The 21,193-nt window shown below is 60.6% G+C and carries 16 protein-coding genes; 12 read left to right on the top strand and 4 right to left on the bottom strand.

Annotated features, from left to right (window positions below; all coding sequences use genetic code 11):
- Positions 1 to 8: 8 nt before the first annotated feature.
- From alaS to ACPQ6D_RS11480, 8 genes are all read left to right on the top strand, one after another.
- Complete coding sequence (gene alaS / locus ACPQ6D_RS11515) at positions 9 to 2,699, top strand: alanine--tRNA ligase (protein ID WP_423224583.1); 2,691 nt, start codon at positions 9 to 11, stop codon at positions 2,697 to 2,699.
- A 14-nt stretch (positions 2,700 to 2,713) separates the two neighbouring features.
- Positions 2,714 to 4,303: a baseplate J/gp47 family protein gene (locus ACPQ6D_RS11510; protein ID WP_423224469.1), complete on the top strand. Its 1,590-nt coding sequence runs from the start codon at positions 2,714 to 2,716 to the stop codon at positions 4,301 to 4,303.
- 43 nt (positions 4,304 to 4,346) lie between these two features.
- Positions 4,347 to 4,811, top strand: a complete 465-nt coding sequence (ruvX, locus tag ACPQ6D_RS11505) for a Holliday junction resolvase RuvX (protein ID WP_423224468.1) — start codon at positions 4,347 to 4,349, stop codon at positions 4,809 to 4,811.
- Positions 4,795 to 6,111 carry an endolytic transglycosylase MltG gene (gene mltG / locus ACPQ6D_RS11500; protein ID WP_423224467.1) on the top strand — a complete coding sequence of 439 codons (1,317 nt, stop codon included), beginning with the start codon at positions 4,795 to 4,797 and terminating at the stop codon, positions 6,109 to 6,111. The genes ruvX and mltG overlap by 17 nt, the downstream gene beginning before the upstream one ends.
- 130 nt (positions 6,112 to 6,241) lie before the next feature.
- Positions 6,242 to 7,216, top strand: coding sequence for an ABC transporter substrate-binding protein (locus ACPQ6D_RS11495; protein ID WP_423224466.1), 975 nt, complete (start codon positions 6,242 to 6,244; stop codon positions 7,214 to 7,216).
- Positions 7,217 to 7,275: 59 nt separating this feature from the next.
- Positions 7,276 to 8,460: a glycosyltransferase family 4 protein gene (locus ACPQ6D_RS11490; RefSeq protein WP_423224465.1), complete on the top strand. Its 1,185-nt coding sequence runs from the start codon at positions 7,276 to 7,278 to the stop codon at positions 8,458 to 8,460.
- A gap of 176 nt (positions 8,461 to 8,636) precedes the next feature.
- Positions 8,637 to 9,428 carry a ParA family protein gene (locus ACPQ6D_RS11485; RefSeq protein WP_423224464.1) on the top strand — a complete coding sequence of 264 codons (792 nt, stop codon included), beginning with the start codon at positions 8,637 to 8,639 and terminating at the stop codon, positions 9,426 to 9,428.
- A gap of 10 nt (positions 9,429 to 9,438) precedes the next feature.
- Positions 9,439 to 10,221 (top strand): ParA family protein, encoded by a 783-nt coding sequence (locus ACPQ6D_RS11480; RefSeq protein WP_423224463.1) that lies wholly within the window; start codon positions 9,439 to 9,441, stop codon positions 10,219 to 10,221.
- Positions 10,222 to 10,272: 51 nt separating this feature from the next.
- Here the strand turns inward: ACPQ6D_RS11480 and ACPQ6D_RS11475 are convergent, their stop codons facing one another.
- The 4 genes from ACPQ6D_RS11475 to ACPQ6D_RS11460 form a co-directional block, all read right to left on the bottom strand.
- Positions 10,273 to 11,586 (bottom strand): thymidine phosphorylase, encoded by a 1,314-nt coding sequence (locus ACPQ6D_RS11475; RefSeq protein WP_423224462.1) that lies wholly within the window; start codon positions 11,584 to 11,586, stop codon positions 10,273 to 10,275.
- A 197-nt stretch (positions 11,587 to 11,783) separates the two neighbouring features.
- A complete protein-coding gene (locus tag ACPQ6D_RS11470) occupies positions 11,784 to 12,629 on the bottom strand; it encodes a DUF3800 domain-containing protein (protein ID WP_423224461.1) in 846 nt (281 codons plus the stop codon).
- Positions 12,630 to 12,762: 133 nt separating this feature from the next.
- On the bottom strand, positions 12,763 to 14,556 hold the full coding sequence (locus tag ACPQ6D_RS11465; protein ID WP_423224460.1) for a GmrSD restriction endonuclease domain-containing protein: 1,794 nt from the start codon (positions 14,554 to 14,556) through the stop codon (positions 12,763 to 12,765).
- Positions 14,557 to 14,606: 50 nt separating this feature from the next.
- Positions 14,607 to 15,533 carry a TIGR03560 family F420-dependent LLM class oxidoreductase gene (locus ACPQ6D_RS11460; protein ID WP_423224459.1) on the bottom strand — a complete coding sequence of 309 codons (927 nt, stop codon included), beginning with the start codon at positions 15,531 to 15,533 and terminating at the stop codon, positions 14,607 to 14,609.
- 332 nt (positions 15,534 to 15,865) lie between these two features.
- On the opposite strand from ACPQ6D_RS11460, the gene ACPQ6D_RS11455 reads away from it, so the two are divergent.
- The 4 genes from ACPQ6D_RS11455 (at position 15,866) to ACPQ6D_RS11440 (ending at position 21,174) form a co-directional block, all read left to right on the top strand.
- Positions 15,866 to 16,480: a Uma2 family endonuclease gene (locus ACPQ6D_RS11455; protein ID WP_423224458.1), complete on the top strand. Its 615-nt coding sequence runs from the start codon at positions 15,866 to 15,868 to the stop codon at positions 16,478 to 16,480.
- 23 nt (positions 16,481 to 16,503) lie between these two features.
- On the top strand, positions 16,504 to 17,877 hold the full coding sequence (gene trmFO, locus ACPQ6D_RS11450) for a methylenetetrahydrofolate--tRNA-(uracil(54)-C(5))-methyltransferase (FADH(2)-oxidizing) TrmFO (RefSeq protein ID WP_423224457.1): 1,374 nt from the start codon (positions 16,504 to 16,506) through the stop codon (positions 17,875 to 17,877).
- Positions 17,878 to 18,163: 286 nt separating this feature from the next.
- Entirely contained in the window at positions 18,164 to 19,891 is a 1,728-nt protein-coding gene (locus ACPQ6D_RS11445; protein WP_423224456.1) for a LysM peptidoglycan-binding domain-containing protein, read from the top strand.
- Positions 19,892 to 20,325: 434 nt separating this feature from the next.
- On the top strand, positions 20,326 to 21,174 hold the full coding sequence (locus ACPQ6D_RS11440) for a DegV family protein (RefSeq protein ID WP_423224455.1): 849 nt from the start codon (positions 20,326 to 20,328) through the stop codon (positions 21,172 to 21,174).
- Positions 21,175 to 21,193: the final 19 nt, after the last annotated feature.

Genomic DNA, 21,193 nt, shown 5'->3' with positions numbered 1-21,193 from the left:
ATGGAGGGCTGACGATGTTGACGAGTTTCGAGATCAGGCAAAAATTCATTGATTTCTTTGTGGCAAACGACCATACCCTGGTGCCTAGTTCGTCGCTGGTGCCGGTGGGCGACCCCACGCTGCTCTTCACCAATGCCGGCATGGTGCAGTTCAAAGACACCTTTCTCGGCACGGAGAAGCGGCCCTACCGCCGCGCGGTGACCGCGCAGAAAGTCATGCGCGTCTCCGGCAAACACAACGACCTGGAAAATGTCGGCCCATCGCCGCGTCACCACACATTCTTTGAAATGCTCGGCAATTTTTCCTTTGGCGATTACTTCAAGAAAGAGGCGATCGCCTTTGCCTGGCGCTTCCTGGTCACGGAACTGGGTCTGGACATCAACCGCCTCTGGTTCACCGTTTATCGCACGGACGACGAGGCGGCGCGGTTGTGGGTGGAGACCGGCGCGGCGCCCGACCGCGTGCTGCGCTTCGACGAGAAAGACAATTTCTGGTCCATGGGCGACACCGGGCCGTGCGGACCCTGCTCTGAGATTCACTACTACCTGGGTGACCTGACGCAGCAGACGGCCGCGGGCGTCAACGTAGACGATGATTACATCGAAATCTGGAACCTGGTCTTCATGCAGTACAATCGCGACAGCCAGGGCGCGTTGACGCCGCTGCCGCGGCCGAGCGTTGACACCGGCATGGGTTTCGAGCGGTTGTGCCTGGTGCTGCAGGGCAAGCAAAATACCTATGACACCGATCTCTTCCAGCCGATTTTCGATCAGGTGCAAGCGGCGCTGCATCACAGCGCGGAGGAACGCGCGCAGAAATACGTCAGCTACCGCGTGATTGCCGACCACAGCCGCGCAATTGCGTTCCTGGTCGGCGACGGCGTGCTGCCCGGCAACGCGGGGCGCAGCTACGTTCTGCGCATGCTCCTGCGCCGCGCGGCGCGCTTTGGGGTGAAGCTCGGCTTTCAGCAGCCTTTCCTGGCCGACACCGTGGATGTGGTCATCCAGACGATGGGGCCGCATTACCGCGAGCTGCTGGATCGGCGCGATTTCATCCTGCGCGTGGTGCGCCTGGAGGAAGAGCGCTTCCGCCGCACGTTAGTTACCGGCGAGGAACTGCTGCAAGAGATCATGACCCGCCCCGACGTGGCAGCCAGCCGCCTGGTGCCCGGAGACGAAGCCTTCAAGTTGTATGACACCTTCGGCTTTCCGCTGGACCTGACGCGCGACGCGGCCAACGATGCCGGTTTCAGTGTGGACGAGCGCGGTTTCCAGCAGGCCATGCGTGACCAAAAGGAACGCGCACGCAGCGCAACGCGCTTCGTCGCGGCCGATAATGCCGCGCTGCAGGGCTACGTTGATCTGCTGGAACACCTGCGCGAAGAAGCCGTCTTAGACAGCCAGGGCGTGGAGCATCTTTACTATGAAACGACGCGCGTGCCAACGTATGTGGCCGGCTTGTTTGTCAACGGCCAGGCGGTGAACAGCGCGCAAGCCGGGGAGAACGTTGAGGTCGTTGCGCCGGCCACCCCGTTCTACGTCGAGCAGGGCGGCCAGGTCAGCGACACCGGTTGGATCAGCGCAGATGACGGTGCGTGGCAGGTGCAGGTCAACGACGTGCGCCGTCCAGTGCCTGGGCTGACTGTGCATGTTGGGCAAGTGCTGGTGGGCGCGGTCAACGTGGGCGTGCGCGCGCTGGTCAGCATTGATGAAGAACGACGGCTGGATATCATGCGCAATCACACGGCGACCCATCTCCTGCACGCGCAGCTGCGTCAGGTGTTGGGCACGCATGTCCACCAGGCCGGCTCCCTGGTCGCGCCGGATCGTCTGCGCTTTGACTTTACGCACAACGCCGCGTTGAGTGAGGACGAGCGCCTGCGCATCGAGCAGGGCGTCAACGATGCCATCCTGACCAATTACCCGGTGACGGCCACGGTGACTACCTACAAGGAGGCTGTTAGTGCAGGCGCGATGGCGCTGTTTGGTGAAAAGTACGGCGACGAGGTGCGCATGATTCGCATCGGGCAAACGCCGGACACGGCCGTCAGCAAGGAGCTGTGCGGCGGCACGCACCTGCCGGAGACTGGCATCATCGGGCTGTTCACCATTGTCAGTGAAGCCAGCATTGGCTCAGGCATTCGGCGCATCGAGGCGCTGACGGGCCGCGGCAGCCAGAAGTATGCACAGCAGCGTATGATGGCCTTGCGTCACACAGCCGGCATCTTGGGCGCCAACGAAGAAGCCGTGGAAACCAAAGCGGCCGATGTGCAGCAAACCGTGCAAGATTTGCAGCGTGAAGTTGCGCGCCTGCGCCAACAGATCGCCAGGCGCGATATCGAGCAGATTCTCACCCAAGCAACCGCCGTCAACGGCGCGGCCGTCGTGGCCGCGCAAGTCGCGGTGTCCGACATAGACACCCTGCGCCAGATGAGCGATTGGCTGCGCGACCGCCTCGGCCCGTCGGTCGTTGTACTGGGCGCGACGTTGAGCGGTCGCCCGAACCTGCTCGCGGCCGTGACGGCTGATCTGGCTGCGCGCGGCGTAGATGCTGCACAAATCATCCGCGCCATTGCGCCGGTGATCGGCGGCGGCGGCGGTGGGCGTCCCACCCTGGCGCAGGCCGGCGGCAAGGATGCCAGCAAGCTGCCGGACGCGCTGGCCTTGGTGCTGCCCTGGGTCAAGACAAAGTTGAGTTGAGCGAATCCATAAGCATGATCGAGACGATTTCAGTTCTCCCTGACGACAAAATCGCGACGCTGCAGCAGCGACTGGAGGCCATCCATGGCGGACGTGTCGCTTTGGTCGTGGCGGACGGCGCGCATCAACTGGCGAATTCCGTGCGCCTCGACCTGCTCATGCGCCAGGGACAACGTCAGGGCGTCGAATTAGCGTTGGTGACGCGTCATCTGCCCACACAAGACGCAGGCCGTGCGTGTGGGCTGCCCGTGTTTCCGCGGTTGGAACAGGCGGCTGCGGCCGAAACATGGCCCCAGCCGCCCTTGCGCCTGGCCGCGCCCGCACGTGATCAGTCGGCCATGCCGCCGGCGCGCGCAGCCAAGCGTTGGCTCACCTGGCGTCAGCAGCGGAGCGCGGCGCGCGCGCGCAACCGCCAAATCCTGGCGATCAGCGCGCGCCGCGACGGCGCCCCCTGGCTGCGCGCAGCAGGCATGTTCCTTTTTATCGGCATCCTGGGCGTCGCCGTGATCGGCGCGGTGCTCCTGACGATCCCAGTTGGCACGGTAACCGTCATCCCCTCGCGGCAGTCGGTCATCGCCAGCATTAACGTGCGCGCCAGTGCGGCTACGGAACAAGTGGACTTCACGAACAACCTGGTGCCAGCGCGACGGATCGAGGTTCTCGTGGAAGAGTCGCGCAAGGCGCCCACGACGGGGAAGCGCGATGTGCCAGACCAGGCAGCATCGGGCAGCGTCACGTTCGTCAACCTGCGCAGCCAGTCGGTCGTCGTACCAGCGGGCACCATCGTGCGCACCTCCTCGGGCAGCAACGTCCGTTTCAAGACCCTGTCCGATGTGACCGTCGGCGGGGCTGTGGGCGCGCAAGCCACGGTCGCGGTGCAAGCCGTGGACCCCGGCCCGTCCGGCAACGTCGCCGCGGGCGCGATCAGCCGTATTGATGGTGGTCTGGGCGTTAGCTTGCGGGTCATCAACCAGCGCGGCCTGGGCGGCGGCACCGTGCGCCAGGGCGGCACCGTGACTGCGGCTGACAAAGAGCGCTTGCGTGTGACCTTGCAGCAGCAGTTGGAACAGAAAGCCTACCAGCGCTTGAGCGAGGAGTTGAAAGAGGGCGAATTTGTGCCGCCCGAATCCGTTGAGACTTTCGTCATGTCTCTGGTTTTCGACTCGTTTACAGACGAAGCCAGGGATACCCTGGGTGTCACCATGCGCATCCTGGCTCGCGCCATTGCCGTGAACGATCAGGGCGGCAAGACGTTGGCCCTGCGCGCCCTGCAAGGGCAAATGACGCCCGGCAGCCACCTGCTGGCAAACTCGGTTCAGTACAACACGAGCAATTTCACTGTCCTGGAGGAAAACACCCTCAAGGTCGTGACGTTCAACGTGACGGCTTCGGGCGTGGTGGTGGGAGATCTCGATCAGGCGCGCATTCGCGCCGCCGTGGCCGGGTTGACGCCCGCGGCCGCCACCGAACTGCTGATGCGCGAGTGGAAGTTGGAAGAAGCGCCGCGCATCACCGTGGAGCCAAACTGGCTCGGGCATTTGCCGGCGATCCCCTTCCGCGTGCATGTCCAGGTGGACTATGCCCATGCCCTGGCCAGCAACTGATGGGATCATCGTGCAATCGAGCCGGGCAACTGAAGGAAATGTCATGGCAACAGACGAAGCGCCCCGCGCCATCCTGGCGCAAGCCTTACCGGTCGGCCGCGTGCTGGCCCTGGATGTGGGCGACCGCCGCGTGGGCGTGGCGGTGTGCGATGAGCGGGGGATGCTGACCCGCCCGCTGACCGTTTTTGAACGCGGCGCGCGCGCGGAAGATCAAGCGCGCGTCATACGCCTGCTCGCAGAACAACGGGCCGTAGGGCTCCTGGTGGGCTATCCGCTCAACGATGACGGCACGGTGGGACCACAGGCTCAACAGACCGAACGCTACGCGCAGCGCCTGGCCGCCGTGGTACCCGTGCCGGTGATGCTTTGGGACGAGCGTCTCTCGACCTTCGAAGCGGAAGAGCGCCTGCGCGCCATGGGACGCCGCCGGCGAGACGCGCCAGGCGTAGATGCCGTGGCCGCGGCCATCATATTACAGAGCTATTTGAATCATGCCGAATCAAGATAATCTACAACGTCAGCAGCTCATGCGGCGTCAACGTCAATTGGCCGAATTGCAGGCTCATCGCCGCGGAGACTGGCGCTATCAACTGCGTCGGGCGCTCAACGTCAGCAACATCGTACGTCTGCTGGGCTTTGCCGGCGTTGTCATTGCGCTTGTGTTCATCGGCCAGACGATCCTGACCCACCTGCGCAGCCAATTGCACGCCGAGGTAGCGACCGCCAATGCGCAGTTCATTCAGGCTGACGAGCAAGGCCTGAGCCAGGCCCTCAGCCTTGACAACCTGGAAAACACGTTCATCGGCTTCTACCTGCGCATGCGCCAGGCCGATGTGGAACGGCCCGCCAACCCCAAGGCCACCGCCCTGGTGCCATTTACAGTCAACCTTGGCGAGCCGGCCACCGTGGTGGCTGACCGGCTGCTGCAGGCCGGTTTCATCACTGATGAGGCCCTGTTTCGACTCTACATGCGTTACAACCGCATTGATCTGAGTCTGGAAGCTGGCGATTTCTTGCTCTCACCCTCCATGACGATGCCTGAAATTGCCGCGGCGTTGCAAAAAGCGCGCTTCATCGAAGTCAGCGTCACCATTCCCGAAGGCTTGCGGGCCGAAGAGATTGCGGATCTGCTGACTGAGCAGAAGATCATGGATGGATCTGCATTCCTGGCCGCGGTGCGCACCACCGACCTGAAACTGATTGGCTTGACGAAGACATATCCTTTCCTGGCAAACCGCCCGCCCGGCGCGTCCCTCGAAGGCTATCTGTTTCCCGACACGTACCGCTTGCCAGCAAACGCCAAGCCGGCAGACTTGATCGGGCGCATGCTCGACAATTTCGCGGACAAGGTCACGCCGGAAATGATCGCCCAGGCGCAAACACGCGGCCTGTCGCTCCATCAACTGCTGACCGTAGCCGCAATCGTGGAACGCGAGACCCCGCGCCTCGACGAGAGGCCGATCGTGGCGAGCGTGTATCTCAACCGCGTCGCCAAGGGCATGCTGCTGAACGCTGATCCCACCGTTCAGTATGCCATGGGCTACCAGCCGGCGACGGGCCAGTGGTGGAAGTCGCCCGTGCTGCTGGAGGAGTACCAGACCGTTCAGTCGCCCTATAACACCTATCTCTACACCGGCTTGCCGCCTGGGCCGATTTGTAGCCCAGGAATCACGGCGATCGAAGCGGTCATCGCCCCGGCGACGACGGAATATCTCTACTTCGTGGCCACGGGCGATGGCGGGCACGTGTTTGCAGTCACCGCTGAACAACACGCCGCCAATGTCAAAGCCTACGAAAATCGCAAGTAGTCTTCAGGGCGGACGGTCATGCGACGACCGCCCGCCTTGTCATTGCCGAACCCGTAACATGCCCATGAACTCCTCCCTTGCGCACTGGCTCCGATTTCGCTTTGCTGGCTGGCTCGTGACGATCGCATGCGTGACGCTGCTCACGAGCTGCACCGCCACGCGTCCGACACTGAAAATCGGTCTGATCGCGCCGTTCGAAGGCGTCCATCGCTCGCTGGGATACGAGGTGTTGGCCGCGGTCAAGCTGGCCCTGCTGCAGCGTAATGCGGCCGGCGGCGCAGCCGGCTACGGCATCGAGCTGGTCGCGCTGAATGACGATGGCGTGCCCGCAACGGCCGCGCGTCAGGTGGCCGCGCTGGCTGCTGATCCAGGGGTTGTTGCCATCATCGGTCCGTGGCAGACGGAAACCGCGCAAGCCGCAGCGCCGGCCCTGCAAAGCGCCGGTCTGGCGGCCATCATTCCCGCGGCCTTGCCGGACGCAGACCTGGCGCTGGCGCCAAACGCCTATCGCTTGTTCGCGGGGGATGACGCGCTGGCGCAGGCGCTGCTGACTGCCGTGCCACCTGGCGCCGATGTGGAAATCAGAGGCGCAACCGCGGCTTGGGCCACGCGCCTGATCGCCTTACTGCCAGCAGCAGGTTCCGCGGGCGCGCAGGTGATCGTCTTGACGGGCGATGCTGAAGCCGTAGCCCGCCAGTTGACAATTTCTCCTTGTGTGCGTACTATTACACTCTGTTTTGCAGGGCCGTCCGTGGCAGAATCCGTAGTGACGGCCCGCGCGGGCGATGCTGCCAACGGCCTGACCTGGACGACATCGCTGCAGTTACCTGATTGTGCTGGGCAGGCAGGTGATTTTTGCCAGGCCTATCAAGCCGCAACAGGCGCCGCCCCCGGCGCATACGCCGCTTTGGCGTACGATGCGACCATGACGCTGCTCACTGCGATCGAGGACAGCGAGCAGCCGCAGCGCGTCACTGTCCTGGCGACCTTACGTAAGGTCGAACGACAAGGCGTGTCAGGAAAGATTCGATTCAATGCCCAGCGATCCTGGGAAGAAGCTCCCGCCCGGTTGTACCGCGTAGAAAACCGCACGGTTTTCCGCTGAACCCCAGGCAGTCGCGTGAGCAAGCTCAAAGATGAGTGCCCGTAGAGGAGAAATCACTCATGCGTCTACTGATGATTTCATGGGAATATCTACCGAATCTGCAAGGCGGCCTGGGTCGGCATGTCTCAGACCTGCTGCCCGCCTTATGTCAACATCCTGGCTTGATTGTGCACCTGGTTACGCCACGGCATCGCGGCGGGGACCCTTACCACGCGTTAGGCAACCTGACTGTGCATCGCGTGGAGGCGCCCCTGCCTGATTCCGGCGATATTTTTGGCGGCGCCCAACAGGTCAACAGGGTCATGGAGCAATACATCGAAACGCTGTGGCAGGAGGTCGGCGGATTCGATCTGATCCATGCGCACGACTGGTTGGTGGGTTTTGTGGCCACGGCCGTGCATCGGGCGCATGGGGCGCCGCTCGTCGTTACCTTCCATGCCACGGAGCGTGGTCGCAACCGCGGCTGGTTGCCCAATGCCCTGTCGCAGAAAATCCACGACGCCGAAATCGAACTGGCGCATACGGCGACTCGCATCATCACGGTCAGCGACTACATGCGCCATGAAGTGCAGTCGTTTTTTGACGTGAATCCTGATAAGATTCGCGTCATCCCGAATGGCGTCAACACGGCGGCCTTCGATGAGCAGCGCGGCCGAGACAATACCGTGGAGCGGCAAAGGTATGCGCAGCCTGACGAACACATTGTCTTTCACATTGGCCGCTTGGTGCACGAAAAGGGCGCATCGGTCCTGGTTGAAGCAATTCCGTTCGTCCTCAATGCCTTCCCGCAGGCGCGTTTCGTCATTGCTGGACGCGGGCCGCTGCTCGAACAGTTGAAGCAGCGCGCCGCGGCCCTGCATATCGGCGACAAGGTGATGTTTCCTGGTTTCGTGACCGACGAGGAGGCCGTGCGCATGTTCTGCATGGCCGACGTAGCCGTCTTTCCATCGCTCTACGAGCCGTTTGGCCTTGTCGCGCTGGAGGCAATGGCCGCGCGCACTCCCCTGGTGGTGGCGAGCGTGGGCGGACTGGCGGAAGTGGTGGCGCATGACAAGACGGCGATTACGGTCTTTCCTGACGACCCCGGCTCGCTGGCTTGGGGCATCAGCAAAGTGCTGCGCGAGCCAGAAACGGCTCGCCTGCGGGCTGACTATGCGTACCGCATGGTGCAAGAAATCTATTCCTGGGATGTGATCGCCGAATCCACCATGGCGGTCTACCGCGAGGTCGCGCCCGCAGCGTAAGCCGCGCAGCCTGGGCCGTACGCAACTGCGGTCAGCCGGGCGTTGCTGCGCCTGCGGCGGCACTCATTCTGCCGCCGCAGGCGCGTGTACGCTTCGCTTAGGCGCCGTGAAGGATCAACAGCGCGCAGGACCGCACAGCCTGACGCAACCACTCGACCCTGTCTACAGGAAATCGTATGCGCAAAATTGCCATTCTGGGACTCAAGGGCGGTATCGGCAAGACAACCACCTGCGTCAATTTGGGCGCCGCCCTGGCGCAGCGCGGGCAGCGCGTGCTGCTGATTGACACTGATACACAGGCCAATGTCTCTCTGGCCTTGGGCGTCACTCAAGTTAAGAAATCGTTGGTAGATGTGCTCATGCGCAAGGCGACGGCCGCCGAATGTGTGCTGCCCGCGCGCCCCAACCTTGATCTGATTCCGAGCGATCTCGGCCTGTTCAAAGCGCAGCAGCGCATGGTGCTTGAAGTGGCGCGCGAGGAAATTTTCACAGAGCTGTTCAGCGATCTGGTCAACTATGACTATCAAATCTTGGACTGCGCGCCGTCAGCCTCGCTGTTGACTATCAACGCGGTGGCCTATGTGGAAGAAGTGTATATCCCCGTCTCCATGGAAATGTTGGCCCTGGCCGGCGCGCGCCAGTTCATGGCCTACCTGCGCTCCATCAGCCGCCTGCTTGGGCGCGGCGCCGCCATTCGCCTGATCATTCCCACCTTCTTCGACGCTCGCCGCCGCGTCAGCGCCGAAGTTCTATCGTCGCTCAAGGCCGATTTTGGCGACAAGGTCACCTTTCCCATTCGCATTGACACATCGCTGTCGGAAGCGCCTGGCAAAGGCAAGACGATCTTCGAGTACGCGCCGCGCAGCCGGGGCGCCGCCGATTATGCCCAACTGGCTGATATCGTTGCTCAACTGCCGCCCCTGACTCCCCCCGTGAATGGAACACCATCCAATCCACGCGCAGACTGAGGAGAATCACATGGCTCGAACGATCGCAGTCGCCAACCAAAAAGGTGGGGTCGGCAAAACGACCACCGTCATCAACCTGGGCGTCGCGCTGGCGCGCATGAAGAAGAAGGTGCTGTTGGTGGATATGGATCCACAGGGTTCCCTGGCGGCCGGGCTGGGCCTGGAGCCGGAAAGCCTGGACCTGACGATCTACAATGCCCTCTTGACGCCTGAGATGCCAATCAGTCGGGTCATCCGCCCCTATCAGGCTTACATTGACCTGATACCGGCCAACATTGATCTGTCGTCCGCAGAGATTGAGCTGATTGCGGAAATCCGCCGTGAATTGATTCTGCGCCACATTCTGGAACCACTGGGGGCATGGTACGATTTCATCCTGATTGACTGCCCGCCCAGCCTGGGTTTGCTCACGGCCAACTCACTGTGTGCAAGTCAAGAAGTGTTGATCCCCCTGCAATGCGAATACTTTGCCATGCGCGGCATTCGGCTTCTGCTCAGCACGATTGACAAGATCAGGGCGCGCCTAAACCCCGAATTACGCATCCTCGGCATTCTGCCCACCATGTATTCGACAGGCACGATTCACGCCCGTGAGGTGGTGGAAGAAATGCGCGCCGTGTTTGGCGACCAGGTCTTCGATATCGTCATTCAAAAGAGCATTCGCTTTCCTGAAGCGACCGTCGCCAACCAGGCGATGCTTGACTACGCGGTCAAACACCAGGGCGCCCAGGCTTATCAGGCCCTGGCCCAGCGTGTCGTGGGCAGCGAACCGGCGGCCCCGCCCAGCGCGTAGACAGGCCGTGCAGCATACTGGCAGTATGACCCACGCACGCCGAAGCTGATCTCAACCGCGGATGATCTTGTGCACCAGCGGCGGCGCGGCTACCGGCTCGGCCTGGATGTGAATGGCTGCGGTCAGGCGCGCCTGCGCGGCTGTCAGCGCCGCGGGCGTCTGTGCATGAACCAGGGCCAATGGCTGGCCGGCCTCCACCCAATCGCCCAGGCGCGCGCGAAAGATCAGACCGACGGCCGGGTCAATCGGATCGCCCTTCTTGGCGCGTCCGCCGCCCAGGTCAACCACCGTCAGCCCCACTTCTTCCGTGTTGATCGCCGCGACGTAGCCGGCGACGGGCGCCAGGCAGGGCGCCACAATGGCCGCCTGCGCCAGTCGCTCCGGATCATCCACCGTCGCCACATCGCCGCCTTGCGCGCGGATGAACTCGCGGAACTTGCGCCAGGCTGCGCCGCTGCGCAGTGATTCTTCCAGGCGCGCGCGTTCGTCGCCCAGCGCTCGTCCAAGCCCCACATCCGCCAAGCGCACCATCTCCGCGGACACCGTCAACACCAGGTCGGTGAAATCGGCCGGCCCGACGCCATGCAGCGTCTCGATGGCCTCTTTGACCTCCAACGTATTACCGACGGCGCGGCCCAGCGGCTGACTCATGTCGCTGATGACCGCGCTCATGTGGCGCCCCAGTTCCCGGCCAATCTGCACCATCAGGGCGGCAAGCGCCTCGGCCTCGGCGAGGGTCTTCATGAACGCGCCGCTGCCGGTCTTGACATCGAGCACGATGGCATCCGCGCCGCTGGCGATTTTCTTGGACATAATTGAGCTGGCGATGAGGGGCAGCGCGGGCACCGTGCCCGTCACATCGCGCAGCGCGTACAGCTTGCCATCGGCCGGGGCCAGGTCGTGCGTCTGCCCGGCGATGACCATGCCCACGGTTGCGAGCTGGTGCTTGAAGGCATCCAAGGTCAAGTCCGCGCGCCAGCCGGGAATAGACTCCAGCTTGTCCAGGGTGCCGCCGGAAAACGACAGGCCGCGGCCGGACATCTTGCCGACCGGTACGCCCAGGCTGGCAACGAGCGGGCCGACCACCAGGCTCGTCTTGTCACCGACGCCGCCGGAGGAGTGCTTATCCACCACAAACGGCGCGACATCGTGAATGTCGAGCGTTTGGCCGGAGAAGGCCATCGCCTGCGTCAGCGAGGCCGTCTCGCGCGGGGTCATCCCCCGCCAGTAGACCGACATGGCCCACGCCGCGGCCTGGTAATCGGGAATATCGCCGCGGGTGTAGCCCTGGATGAAAAACTGTAGTTCCTCCGCGCTCAGTTCATGCCCGTCGCGCTTGTGTACAATGATATCCGTTGCTCGCATGGTGTTCTCCTCTCATCGTTGAGATCAGCGCCTGCCAAGATTCATGCACGATGACGTAATTGCCGAAATTGCTCTCCATCCCAAGCAGTTTGGGACTTGAAATTCGTCCCTGTTTCTAGTATAATAGAGTCAATCCGTTTTAACGGAGCTGGATCGCCCGCAGGGGCGAGCGTAGAGGAGCCTCGCAAGAGGCTCTTTTATTTTTTGGGATAGATGACAATGCCATAGCCGTCCAGCCGATTGTCAGACAAATGCCGATTGAACTTCGGCTCCACAACAGTCAGCAGGCGTTGGGCAAACGGCGCCAACTCGTCGGTGCTAAAACTGTACCGCTTCAATGCCCATTGTTTGACAGGATGACCCAGCAAGTCTGCCAACTGCAATCCCGCAACATTTGCGGATTTGGATTTCAGTTTGAGTTGGCTTGAAGTGAGCGCCGCCTGAAACACCTGTGCGTTCGTCATCCATACCCCTTGCTTGAAAACACGCTCATACGAGTCAGCCAATAACCTGTCTTCAACCTTGCCACGAGATTCTGCCATGACATCGCCGGCGCGCCCAATATGATTGAGATAGCCCGCATAGCGCTGTAACATGAACCCCAACGCCAGGTGATAAGGATGCGCGGCGCCTTCGCCGTAGGCTTGCAGCAGAGCCTGTTTGTCAATCAAGACGGCGACCACCCAAAAATCAGCCTTCTTGATGCAAGCAAGTAAGTCATCGTCGAAGGCGGCACGCTTGGCCATGTCACGCAGGTCTTTGAACGCGCCCCGGGCATTGAGCATGTCTTCCCGGTGCAGCACCACCGGCTCATCGGGATGATGAGGGAGATGGATCGCTTTGAGATTCTCCAATTCGCGCTGGAATTGCAGATACGACTCGGTCTTGAACCAGCACCCCAGCAGGCAGAGAAACCGGTGCGCCAACTGACTAAAATCACGAAAGACGTGATCGCCTGACTCGTCCAGATATAGCCGATACCGTTCTAAGGGACTAAGCGGACGATTACCGTAGGGATTCTCTTTGCGTTGGTCGGTTTGCATCGTTTTTTCCTGTGCATCGCGCGTGGCTACTCAGCTTTTTCGCGAGTGACAATACGCCAGCCGATGTCTTGGGCATACAGTAGAATGCGAGCTTGGACGGTTTTGTGTTCGCTGGGCTTGGGCATGACTTAACTCAGAGCTTGTTGAAGTATTTCTTGATTTTAGCGGCCATCAATTTTCGACGTGCTTCTAAAAACTGGGGGTAGTCATCGGCCAATGAACTGAAGATGCCTTCGGGAATCGAGTGGTCGCGCAGATTCTCTTTCAATTCGTCTAGGTCGGTAATGCCGCCATATTTCTTCTTGCCACCATCGCATTGGCTCAATAATTCGGCGAAATAAACTTTAGGCGCTTTGGCTCCAATGGCAATGTTAATTTCGCTCTGCGCCAGTGCAAAATTAGCAATCTGGTTGTACTGGCCGCGACTGAGGCCCTGGCCTTTGAGATACTGGCGCGGGAAGAGATGATGCGCGTCCGAACGATTCTTAATCAAATCCTGTACGGTAATATCGCGCGAAAGGAAGCCTTTATCGTTGAGTTTCACCTGCGCAGCCTGGTAGACCAAGAAATACGGGCTGATGCTGGAAGAAGTCTCCATCTGTTGTGGCAGAAGTGAGTCCCAATACCCTTCAGATAATTCAGCCTTAATAACGGCTGTGGCATAAGCCAACGCCCCCTGTGTTTCGATTTGGCGAATATCCAGGTCTATTTGCGATTCTGGGTTTCCGGAATAACGTTCCGTAAGCATGGACATAACGAACCAGCAGCGCACGACATGCTCGATGTCGTCAGCAGGCAGCCCTTCAGCGCGGGCGCGTAGATATAGAATGTAAGCAAAGTTGACCGAGTTCTGGCCTCCAATCAGCGAACTGGTGATGAAGCCAGCCGAACGCAGAATCATGGTCAGTCGGTCGAAATGAGTCTTGTTGATGAAGTTGAGAATACCTTTCTTGAGACGGGTGAACGACTGTTCAGCAATGGCTTCTTGAAATTCCTTGGTTTCAAAGTTGCGACCAGAAAGTAACGCGACCAGGTCTTGCAGTTTCCCGCGCCCGAATTCTGACGTGAACGCTACGCGGAGCATGTCGGTATACGATGGATCGTAGATGTGATCCACATCTTTGAGCCACGCCATTTTCGGGAAGAACTCAGAGGCGGCGAAAACCGGGTCGCCTTCTTCGATGCGTCCATAAAATTCAGGCGCGACGGCCAAGTGACAGAAGTAGTCAATAGCCTTGCGCAATTGATTGCCGCCATAGGTTTCGTTGGCGGCGATTTTGGACATGGCGAAGTCGGCTTGGCTAAGTTCTTTCCCCGCTGAGTTAACACGAATGAAAATCTCGGTAACCTGCTCAATATCCAAGTCTTCAGCCAGTTCAATGACACCCACGTGGTTGTTGGTGATTTTTCGCAGGTTTTCCAATGTCCGTGAAATCTTCTTTCTATCCGAGTCGGGATTTTTCTCAAAATACACGTCTGTGATTTCGGTGATGCTAGTCTCTGGCGCAAACACTTCTGCAATGTCGGCAATCCAGGCGGCATTTTTTTGGATGGCCGGGTTAGTAACTTCAAATTTGTGTTCGAGCGGATTGAAAGCAATACGAATGCGCACCGTTTCGTAATCTTTGGTTATAACTTTGCGCCCCAGCAAGGCCGCCATGAGCGCCGTAAGACGCTGTTGCCCGTCAATTAGAATGCGCTTACCCGCCGAAGGCGTGCCGTCTTTGAGTTTTATGGTAGGGTTGCGCCAGACGATAAGATAACCAACTGGGTAACCTCGATAGAGCGAATCGAGCAGATTGCGTACTTTGGTGGCTTCCCAGACGAATGGTCGCTGAATTTCGGGGACGGCAATTTCGTCCGACTTGACCCAAGTAAGCAAGGTTTCGATGGGATGCGGCGTAACAGAATAGCGCTGGGTGGTCATAGTGGGTTCTTTCCTTGTTCATCGGTAGGTTTGGATGGTCTTATGCGCCCTCAAAACGCGGGGATGACCTCGCTGCCCAGCAGATCGAAGGTCTCCGGGTCGTTACGTGGGATGTTGAGGATCATCTCCTGCACGCCTACGGCCTGGAACGCCGCGATCTGGTCAATGACCTGGCGCACGGTGCCGGCCAGGAAGGGACGGTCGCCCAAGTGCAGCTTGATGCGCTTCTGCTGTACGTCCTTCTCCTGACGGCCGATGAGGACACTGTCGAGCTTGGTGATGTGAATCTCGCGCACGTCGCGGCCCACGGCGTCGCCGTGACGAGCCAGCACCTCCAGCTTGTGCTTGATGACGTCCGGCGCGCCGAACCAGTTGACCATGTTGGCCTGCTTCGCGGCCACCTTGAGCGTCAACTGCTCGCCGCCGCCGCCTACCAGGATCGGTGGATACGGCTTTTGCACCGGCTTCGGCTCCAGGATGGCTTCTTTGACCTGGAAATACTTGCCAGCAAACGTGGCGCGAGGCTGCGTCCACAGCGCCTTGATCAACTGAATGCCCTCATCGAGCTGGCGGATGCGCACGGCCGGCTGCTCTGGGAACTCATAGCCATACTGCCGATACTCCGTTTGGAACCAGCCGGCGCCAATGCCCAGGATGGCGCGGCCGCCGCTGATGATGTCAACGCCGGCCACCATTTTCGCCAACAAGGCAGGGTTGCGATAGCCGATCGAGCTGACCATCGTTCCCAGGCGGATGCGGTTGGTCACCGCGGCCAGTGCGGCCAGGGTGGTCCAGCTTTCGAGGAACGGCTCATCGGCCGCACCCACCATGGGCAGTTGGATCAGATGATCCATCAACCAGAAAGAGACGAACCCGGCCGCCTCGGCTTTCTGCGCGGCTGCGCGCGTGCGCTCGAAGATGGCGTGCGGGTCGCTGTCGGGCCAGAGGAAGGATGGGTTTTGATAGCCAAAGAGCATGGGAGGAATTCCTTTCTGCACACAATTGTAGCATGAACTCATGGAAAATACAACGCGTGACCACGCAAAAGGTGTATCTCAGGATTGGAACGATGCAGGCAACTGCAAGTCGCTGATCTAAGGACAAGGCTCAAAGGGACAACCTTCGAAGTAGCTAAGGCGGCAGGGACGAAAGCCCTAAGACATGAGTTTCACCATCAAGTCAACCCTATGGTACAATGCAGCCAGATTAAGGTCAGGGAACGACGCGACCAAATAGGAATCAATGGGTTTGCAGGCCAATACGCTCGCCGACAAACTTGAACGGATGCCAGGATCAAGGAGTGCATCTCATGTTAGCTGCGCGCAGTACCACCGTACAACCTGACCCGTGGACGGAACCCACGTGGGAAGTTGCCCTGCTCTACCCAGCGCAAGGTCAATGGAGCGAAACAGACTATCTGGCGATCAACACCAATCGCATGGTAGAATTCTCGCATGGACGCCTGGAGGTGCTCCCGATGCCGAGCGATCAACATCAAGCCATCGTCGGTTATCTCTACGCGCTATTCTTGGCGTTCGTGCAGCGTCATGGTGGCACGATTCGCTTTGCACCACTGCGCCTCCGTCTCTGGCCCGGCAAGATTCGCGAGCCAGATCTGCTGTTCGTGGCCGATGCGGCCGACGCACGCCGGCAGGAAATGTGGTGGACCGGCGCAGACTTGGTGATCGAAGTGATTAGCAGCGATGACCCGCAGCGCGATCTGCTGACCAAACGGCTGGAATATGCACAGGCTGGAATTCCAGAGTATTGGATCGTGGACCCCCGGGACAAGAGCATAACCGTCTTGGTCTTACAGGGCCAGACCTACCAACAACACGGCAAGTTCGGTCGCGAGGAGACTTTGACTTCGGCGCTTCGTCCAGGTCTGCAGGCGGATGTCAGCGCCGTTTTCGATGCGCAGTGAGTCGGATCAATGAGTTGGATGGGATGAAGGTGCGCGAACCTGAATTGATTGTGATTGGCGCCGGATTGGCCGGCAGCGAGGCCGCATGGCAGGCTGCGCAGCGCGGCGTACGTGTCACGCTCTATGAGATGCGGCCGATCAAGCAGACGCCGGCGCACGTCAGCGATCGCTTTGCCGAATTGGTCTGTTCGAACTCGCTTGGCTCCGTGCAACCCGAACGCGCGCCGGGCATCCAGAAGGCTGAGCTGACCCGGCTGGGGTCATTGATCCTGGCCTGTGCACAAGCCACGGCCGTGCCGGCTGGCGGCTCCCTGGCTGTCGGCCGCGAGGCATTCGGCGATCTGGTGACTTCGCTGGTCAGCGCGCACCCCCACATTACCGTGGTGCGCGCAGAGATGACCACCATCCCGACTGACATCCCCACGATTGTGGCCAGCGGGCCGCTGACGAGCGACGCCCTGTCGGCCGACCTGGCGCGCCTGATCGGGCAGGAATACATGTACTTCTACGACGCGCTCAGCCCGATCGTCGCGGCCGACTCGATTGACATGAGCCTGGCTTTCCGTGGCGCGCGCTACGGCAACAGCGCATCGGCCGCGGGCGACTACATCAACTGCCCCTTGGACAAGACGCAGTACGCTGAATTCGTGGAGGCGCTGGCCGCCGCGCAAACCATTACGCTGCGCACGTTCGAGCAGGAAATGTGGAAATCGGAGCATTTCTTCGAGGGCTGCCTGCCTGTGGAGATTCTGGCGCGGCGCGGCAGCCAGGCGCTGGCCTTTGGCCCCATGAGTCCCATCGGCCTGACCGACCCGCACACGGGACGCCGCCCCTGGGCCGTTGTGCAGCTGCGCCAGGATAACCTGGCCGGCACCCTCTACAACCTGGTCGGCTTCCAAACGAATTTGACCTGGGGCGAGCAGAAGCGCGTCTTTGGGCTGATTCCCGGCCTGGCTGGAGCTGAGTTCCTGCGCTACGGCATGATGCACCGCAACACGTTCATCAACGCGCCCCGGCTGTTGGAGCCGACGATGCAGTTCAAGGGGCGCTCCGATCTGTTCTTTGCCGGGCAGATCACCGGCGTGGAAGGCTATGTGGGCAATGCCGGCACAGGGTTATTGGCCGGCCTCAACGCCGCGCGGCTGATTCAAGGCGCAGCGCCGCTCGTTCTACCGCCCACCACCGTCATGGGATCGCTCTGCTGGTACGTCACCCACTGTGAGGCAGACGGCTTTCAACCGATGAAGGCCAATTTCGGCTTGCTGCCGCCGCTCGACCCGCCCGTGCGCCACAAACAGCAGCGCTACCGCGCTTATGCCGCACGCGCCCAACAGGATCTGGAGACCTTCATCAGCACCCATGACTTTGAAGCGACCATCGTACCGACATCCTCATAAAACTCTGTACCCCGCGCACAATTCCAGGTCAAGCGGCGGCAGCTTCTGAAATCCGCTTTTGTCAATTATACCCAATTGTGGTACAATCTAAATAACAGCGCAACTGATTACCCCGTCTAAGCGTCTTCCATTTTGGTGTGCGCCCACGCTCAAACGGCCGCCACGGCACCAACGGCGTAACCAAAACGACGACGCGAGACGTTGTCCCACATCGTTGTTGCGATCATCATGATTCCAGGGACAGCTCGGGCTCCTAGACAGACGTGAGAAGGAGGAGGTTCACCTCATGCGTATCAAGCAGCGAGTTCTCGGTGCAGCGTTGATTCTGGCTGTCGTACTGAGTGCTGGCCTGGTTTCATCCAGCCCGCAGGCGGCCACCAGCACCGACGCCCTGAAGAATGGCAACTTCGAAGCCGGCTTTAGTTCAGCCGGCGGTTGCGGCGCTGTCGGCAAGGGCTGGTCATGTTTCACCAACGGAGGCCGCGCCGCCTATGGTTTCTATGACGATCAGTGGAGCAAGACCGTTTGGGATGGCGGTCATTCTCAGTTGATCGAAATCAACACCAAGCAGAATTCGTCCGAGCCTGACCGCTACGCCGGCATTTATCAGACAGCCGCTGTCAGCAAAGGCAAGACGTATGATTTTTCGATCCGCGGCATGATCCGCGCGGATGATACAGACCCGGATCCGTGGCGCTACCGCGTGCAGGTTGGCTTTGATTACAGCGGCGGCAGCAACTGGGCCGCGGTTAAAAACTGGATCGAACTGCCCTGGGACACGATCTACGCACGCACGGGGCCTGGCGCCTTCAGTGAGTATCGCTCGAAGGTGGCCGCCACCGGGACAAAGATCACCGTCTTCGTCCGAGTGTGGATGAAGTGGGGCACGCCGTACCGCGAAGCGGACTTCAACCTGGACGGCATCAGCCTCTTTGGCGTCAGCGCCGGCGGCTCTGGGTCCAGCAGCGGCGGCTCTGGGTCCAGCAGCGGCGGCAGCGCGAGTTCTGGCAGCACAGCCGCATTGACGTGCTCAGGCGCCAACCTGGTGGCCAATGGCAACTTCGAAGGCGGCTTCAGCAGCGCCGGCGTCGCCAAGTCCTGGACTGCGTTCAGCAACGGCGGTCGCGCGGCCTATGGTTTCTACGATGAAACCTGGACGCCGGTCGTATACGAAGGCAAACACGCCCAGCTGATCGAAATCAACACCCTGAATCATACGGCGGGCACCGACCCCGACCGCTACGCCGGCATCTACCAGGTGGTCAAGGGACTGACCAAGGGCAAGACATACCAGATGTCGGTGGCTGGCATGCTGCGGGAACGCACGGACAACTCAGATGAGGATGCGTACCGCTACGAAATTCTGTGGGGTTACAACAGCGGGGCCGATGCCAACTGGGCCAACCTCGATTTCAAGCAGTTCGTGCCGGTTAACCCCATCTATCTACGCACCGCGCCGGGCAGTTACAGCGCCTACAGCGTGAGGTTCGTCGCCCCGGCCGACACCATTACGCTGTTCGTGATGGCGCATAAGAAGTGGGCCACCGGCGGCCGTGAGTTGAACGCAGACCTGGATGCGATTTCGATGGTGCCGTGCACGGCCAGCGGCGGCGGCAGCAGCACAGCCTCCTGCACGTATGTGGTTAAGAAGGGAGACACGCTCTCGACGGTCGCGGCGAAATATCACACGACGGTAGCGACGCTCGCCAGCCTGAATCACATCAAGAATGTCAACGTGATCTTCGTAGGACAGGTGCTCAAGGTGCCATGCGGCGCCAGCGCAGCCGGCAGTTCGAGCGGATCGGTGGTCAAAGTCACACCGCCCGCGGCGCCGAGCGAGCCGGTGACGCCTGGCCTGGGCGCGGAACCGCGGCCCGCCTATACGGTCAAGACAGGCGACACCCTGAGCAGCATTGCGGCGCGCACCGGAACATCGGTCAATGCCCTGATGCAGGCTAACGGTATTCGCGACGCGAACCGCATCTACGCCGGGCAGACGCTACGCCTGCCTTAGCAACGCTCATGGGCCGGTCTTCTTCCCCGAAAGCCGGCCCGTTTCCGCAGGGTCAAACGCTTCAGGAGATGACCGAGCTGTTAACGGTCATCTCCTTTTTTCTCTGTGAGGAGATGCTCGTTATCCAACAACAAAAAGAGTCGTCACTGAATGAGTGACGACTCTTTGTATGCCCCTGGTCCGACTCGAACGGACACGCCCAACCGGGCACAGGCCCTCAACCTGCCGTGTATGCCAATTCCACCACAGGGGCGTAACAGTATGGCTCCATTATACCAGAAAGAAGAAAGTTGTCAACCGCGCCAGTTTTGGTATACTGAGCGCTGCTGTCGCCCGGGAATCTGCTCGGCCAGTTGTATGCGCCCGACCGAACGGCGCAATTCAGCGCATGGCGCGGCGACAGGTTCGCACTCTTGCCCGCGAAGGAAACAATCATGGTTCGTGTTGTCTGTGATTCCAGCAATTCATTGCCTGACGAGTTAATTGCCCGTCTGAATATCGTCGAGGTCCCCGCCCTGGTCAACGTGACCACGCCGCAAGGCATCAAGAGTTATCGTAACAAAGTCGAGCTGCCCATCGAGGAATTCTACCGGATTCTGCTCTCCGCGGACAAGCTGCCCACCACCTCCCAGCCCACCCCTGGACATTTCGCCGACGCCTTCCGTGTGCTGCCAGCAGACGATGATATTCTCTGCATTACCGTTTCGGCTGCGCTCAGCGGCACCTATGCGTCGGCCACCGCGGCTGTCGAACTGGTGCGCGATCGCAAGATCACGGTATGGGATGCCAAGGGCGCTTCCATGGACAGCGGCTGGCAAATCGTGGTGGCCGCGGAAATGGCGCAGCAAGGCGCAGACCTGCCCGCCATCATGGCGAAACTGCCCACGGTGCGCGAGAATACGCACACCTTCTTCACCACGGAAACGCTCAAATATCTCGCAGCCAGCGGCCGTGTACCGCGCTTGAGCGCCAGCATTGGCAATCTGCTTGATGTGAAGCCGATTCTGCGTTTCATGCACGACGGCACGATTCAGCCCATCGCACGGGTGCGCGGGCGCAAGCGCTCGCTGGAGGACATTCTGACCCGCGCCCAAGAACTTTTTGGCGACCGGCCTGTGCGCGTGGCCGTCGTCAACGCGCGCTGCGCGCCTGAAGCCGAGCGCTTCAACCTGGATGTGCGCCAACGGCTGCATGTGGTAGATGTGCAAGTCATTGAGATCGGACCGGTGCTGGCTGCATTGGCCGGACCAGGCGCGATGGGCCTGGCCGTCTATGCTTTGTAGTTGCCGCGTCGCACCTTTT

The organism is Candidatus Amarolinea aalborgensis (genome assembly GCF_900491745.1).
Classification (GTDB): Bacteria; Chloroflexota; Anaerolineae; order SSC4; family Amarolineaceae; genus Amarolinea; species Amarolinea aalborgensis.
This window is presented reverse-complemented; position numbering and strand designations above follow the sequence as displayed.

Bases quoted from the DNA above. Each gene is read 5' to 3' on its own strand.
- ACPQ6D_RS11470 (WP_423224461.1), bottom strand. From the start codon at position 12,629: ATGCAAACCGACCAACGCAAAGAGAATCCCTACGGTAATCGTCCGCTT.
- ACPQ6D_RS11490 (WP_423224465.1), top strand. From the start codon at position 7,276: ATGCGTCTACTGATGATTTCATGGGAATATCTACCGAATCTGCAAGGC.
- ACPQ6D_RS11465 (WP_423224460.1), bottom strand. From the start codon at position 14,556: ATGACCACCCAGCGCTATTCTGTTACGCCGCATCCCATCGAAACCTTG.
- ACPQ6D_RS11440 (WP_423224455.1), top strand. From the start codon at position 20,326: ATGGTTCGTGTTGTCTGTGATTCCAGCAATTCATTGCCTGACGAGTTA.
- ACPQ6D_RS11485 (WP_423224464.1), top strand. From the start codon at position 8,637: ATGCGCAAAATTGCCATTCTGGGACTCAAGGGCGGTATCGGCAAGACA.
- ACPQ6D_RS11480 (WP_423224463.1), top strand. From the start codon at position 9,439: ATGGCTCGAACGATCGCAGTCGCCAACCAAAAAGGTGGGGTCGGCAAA.
- ACPQ6D_RS11455 (WP_423224458.1), top strand. From the start codon at position 15,866: ATGTTAGCTGCGCGCAGTACCACCGTACAACCTGACCCGTGGACGGAA.
- ACPQ6D_RS11460 (WP_423224459.1), bottom strand. From the start codon at position 15,533: ATGCTCTTTGGCTATCAAAACCCATCCTTCCTCTGGCCCGACAGCGAC.
- ruvX (WP_423224468.1), top strand. From the start codon at position 4,347: ATGGCAACAGACGAAGCGCCCCGCGCCATCCTGGCGCAAGCCTTACCG.
- ACPQ6D_RS11510 (WP_423224469.1), top strand. From the start codon at position 2,714: ATGATCGAGACGATTTCAGTTCTCCCTGACGACAAAATCGCGACGCTG.
- ACPQ6D_RS11475 (WP_423224462.1), bottom strand. From the start codon at position 11,586: ATGCGAGCAACGGATATCATTGTACACAAGCGCGACGGGCATGAACTG.
- ACPQ6D_RS11445 (WP_423224456.1), top strand. From the start codon at position 18,164: ATGCGTATCAAGCAGCGAGTTCTCGGTGCAGCGTTGATTCTGGCTGTC.
- trmFO (WP_423224457.1), top strand. From the start codon at position 16,504: ATGAAGGTGCGCGAACCTGAATTGATTGTGATTGGCGCCGGATTGGCC.
- mltG (WP_423224467.1), top strand. From the start codon at position 4,795: ATGCCGAATCAAGATAATCTACAACGTCAGCAGCTCATGCGGCGTCAA.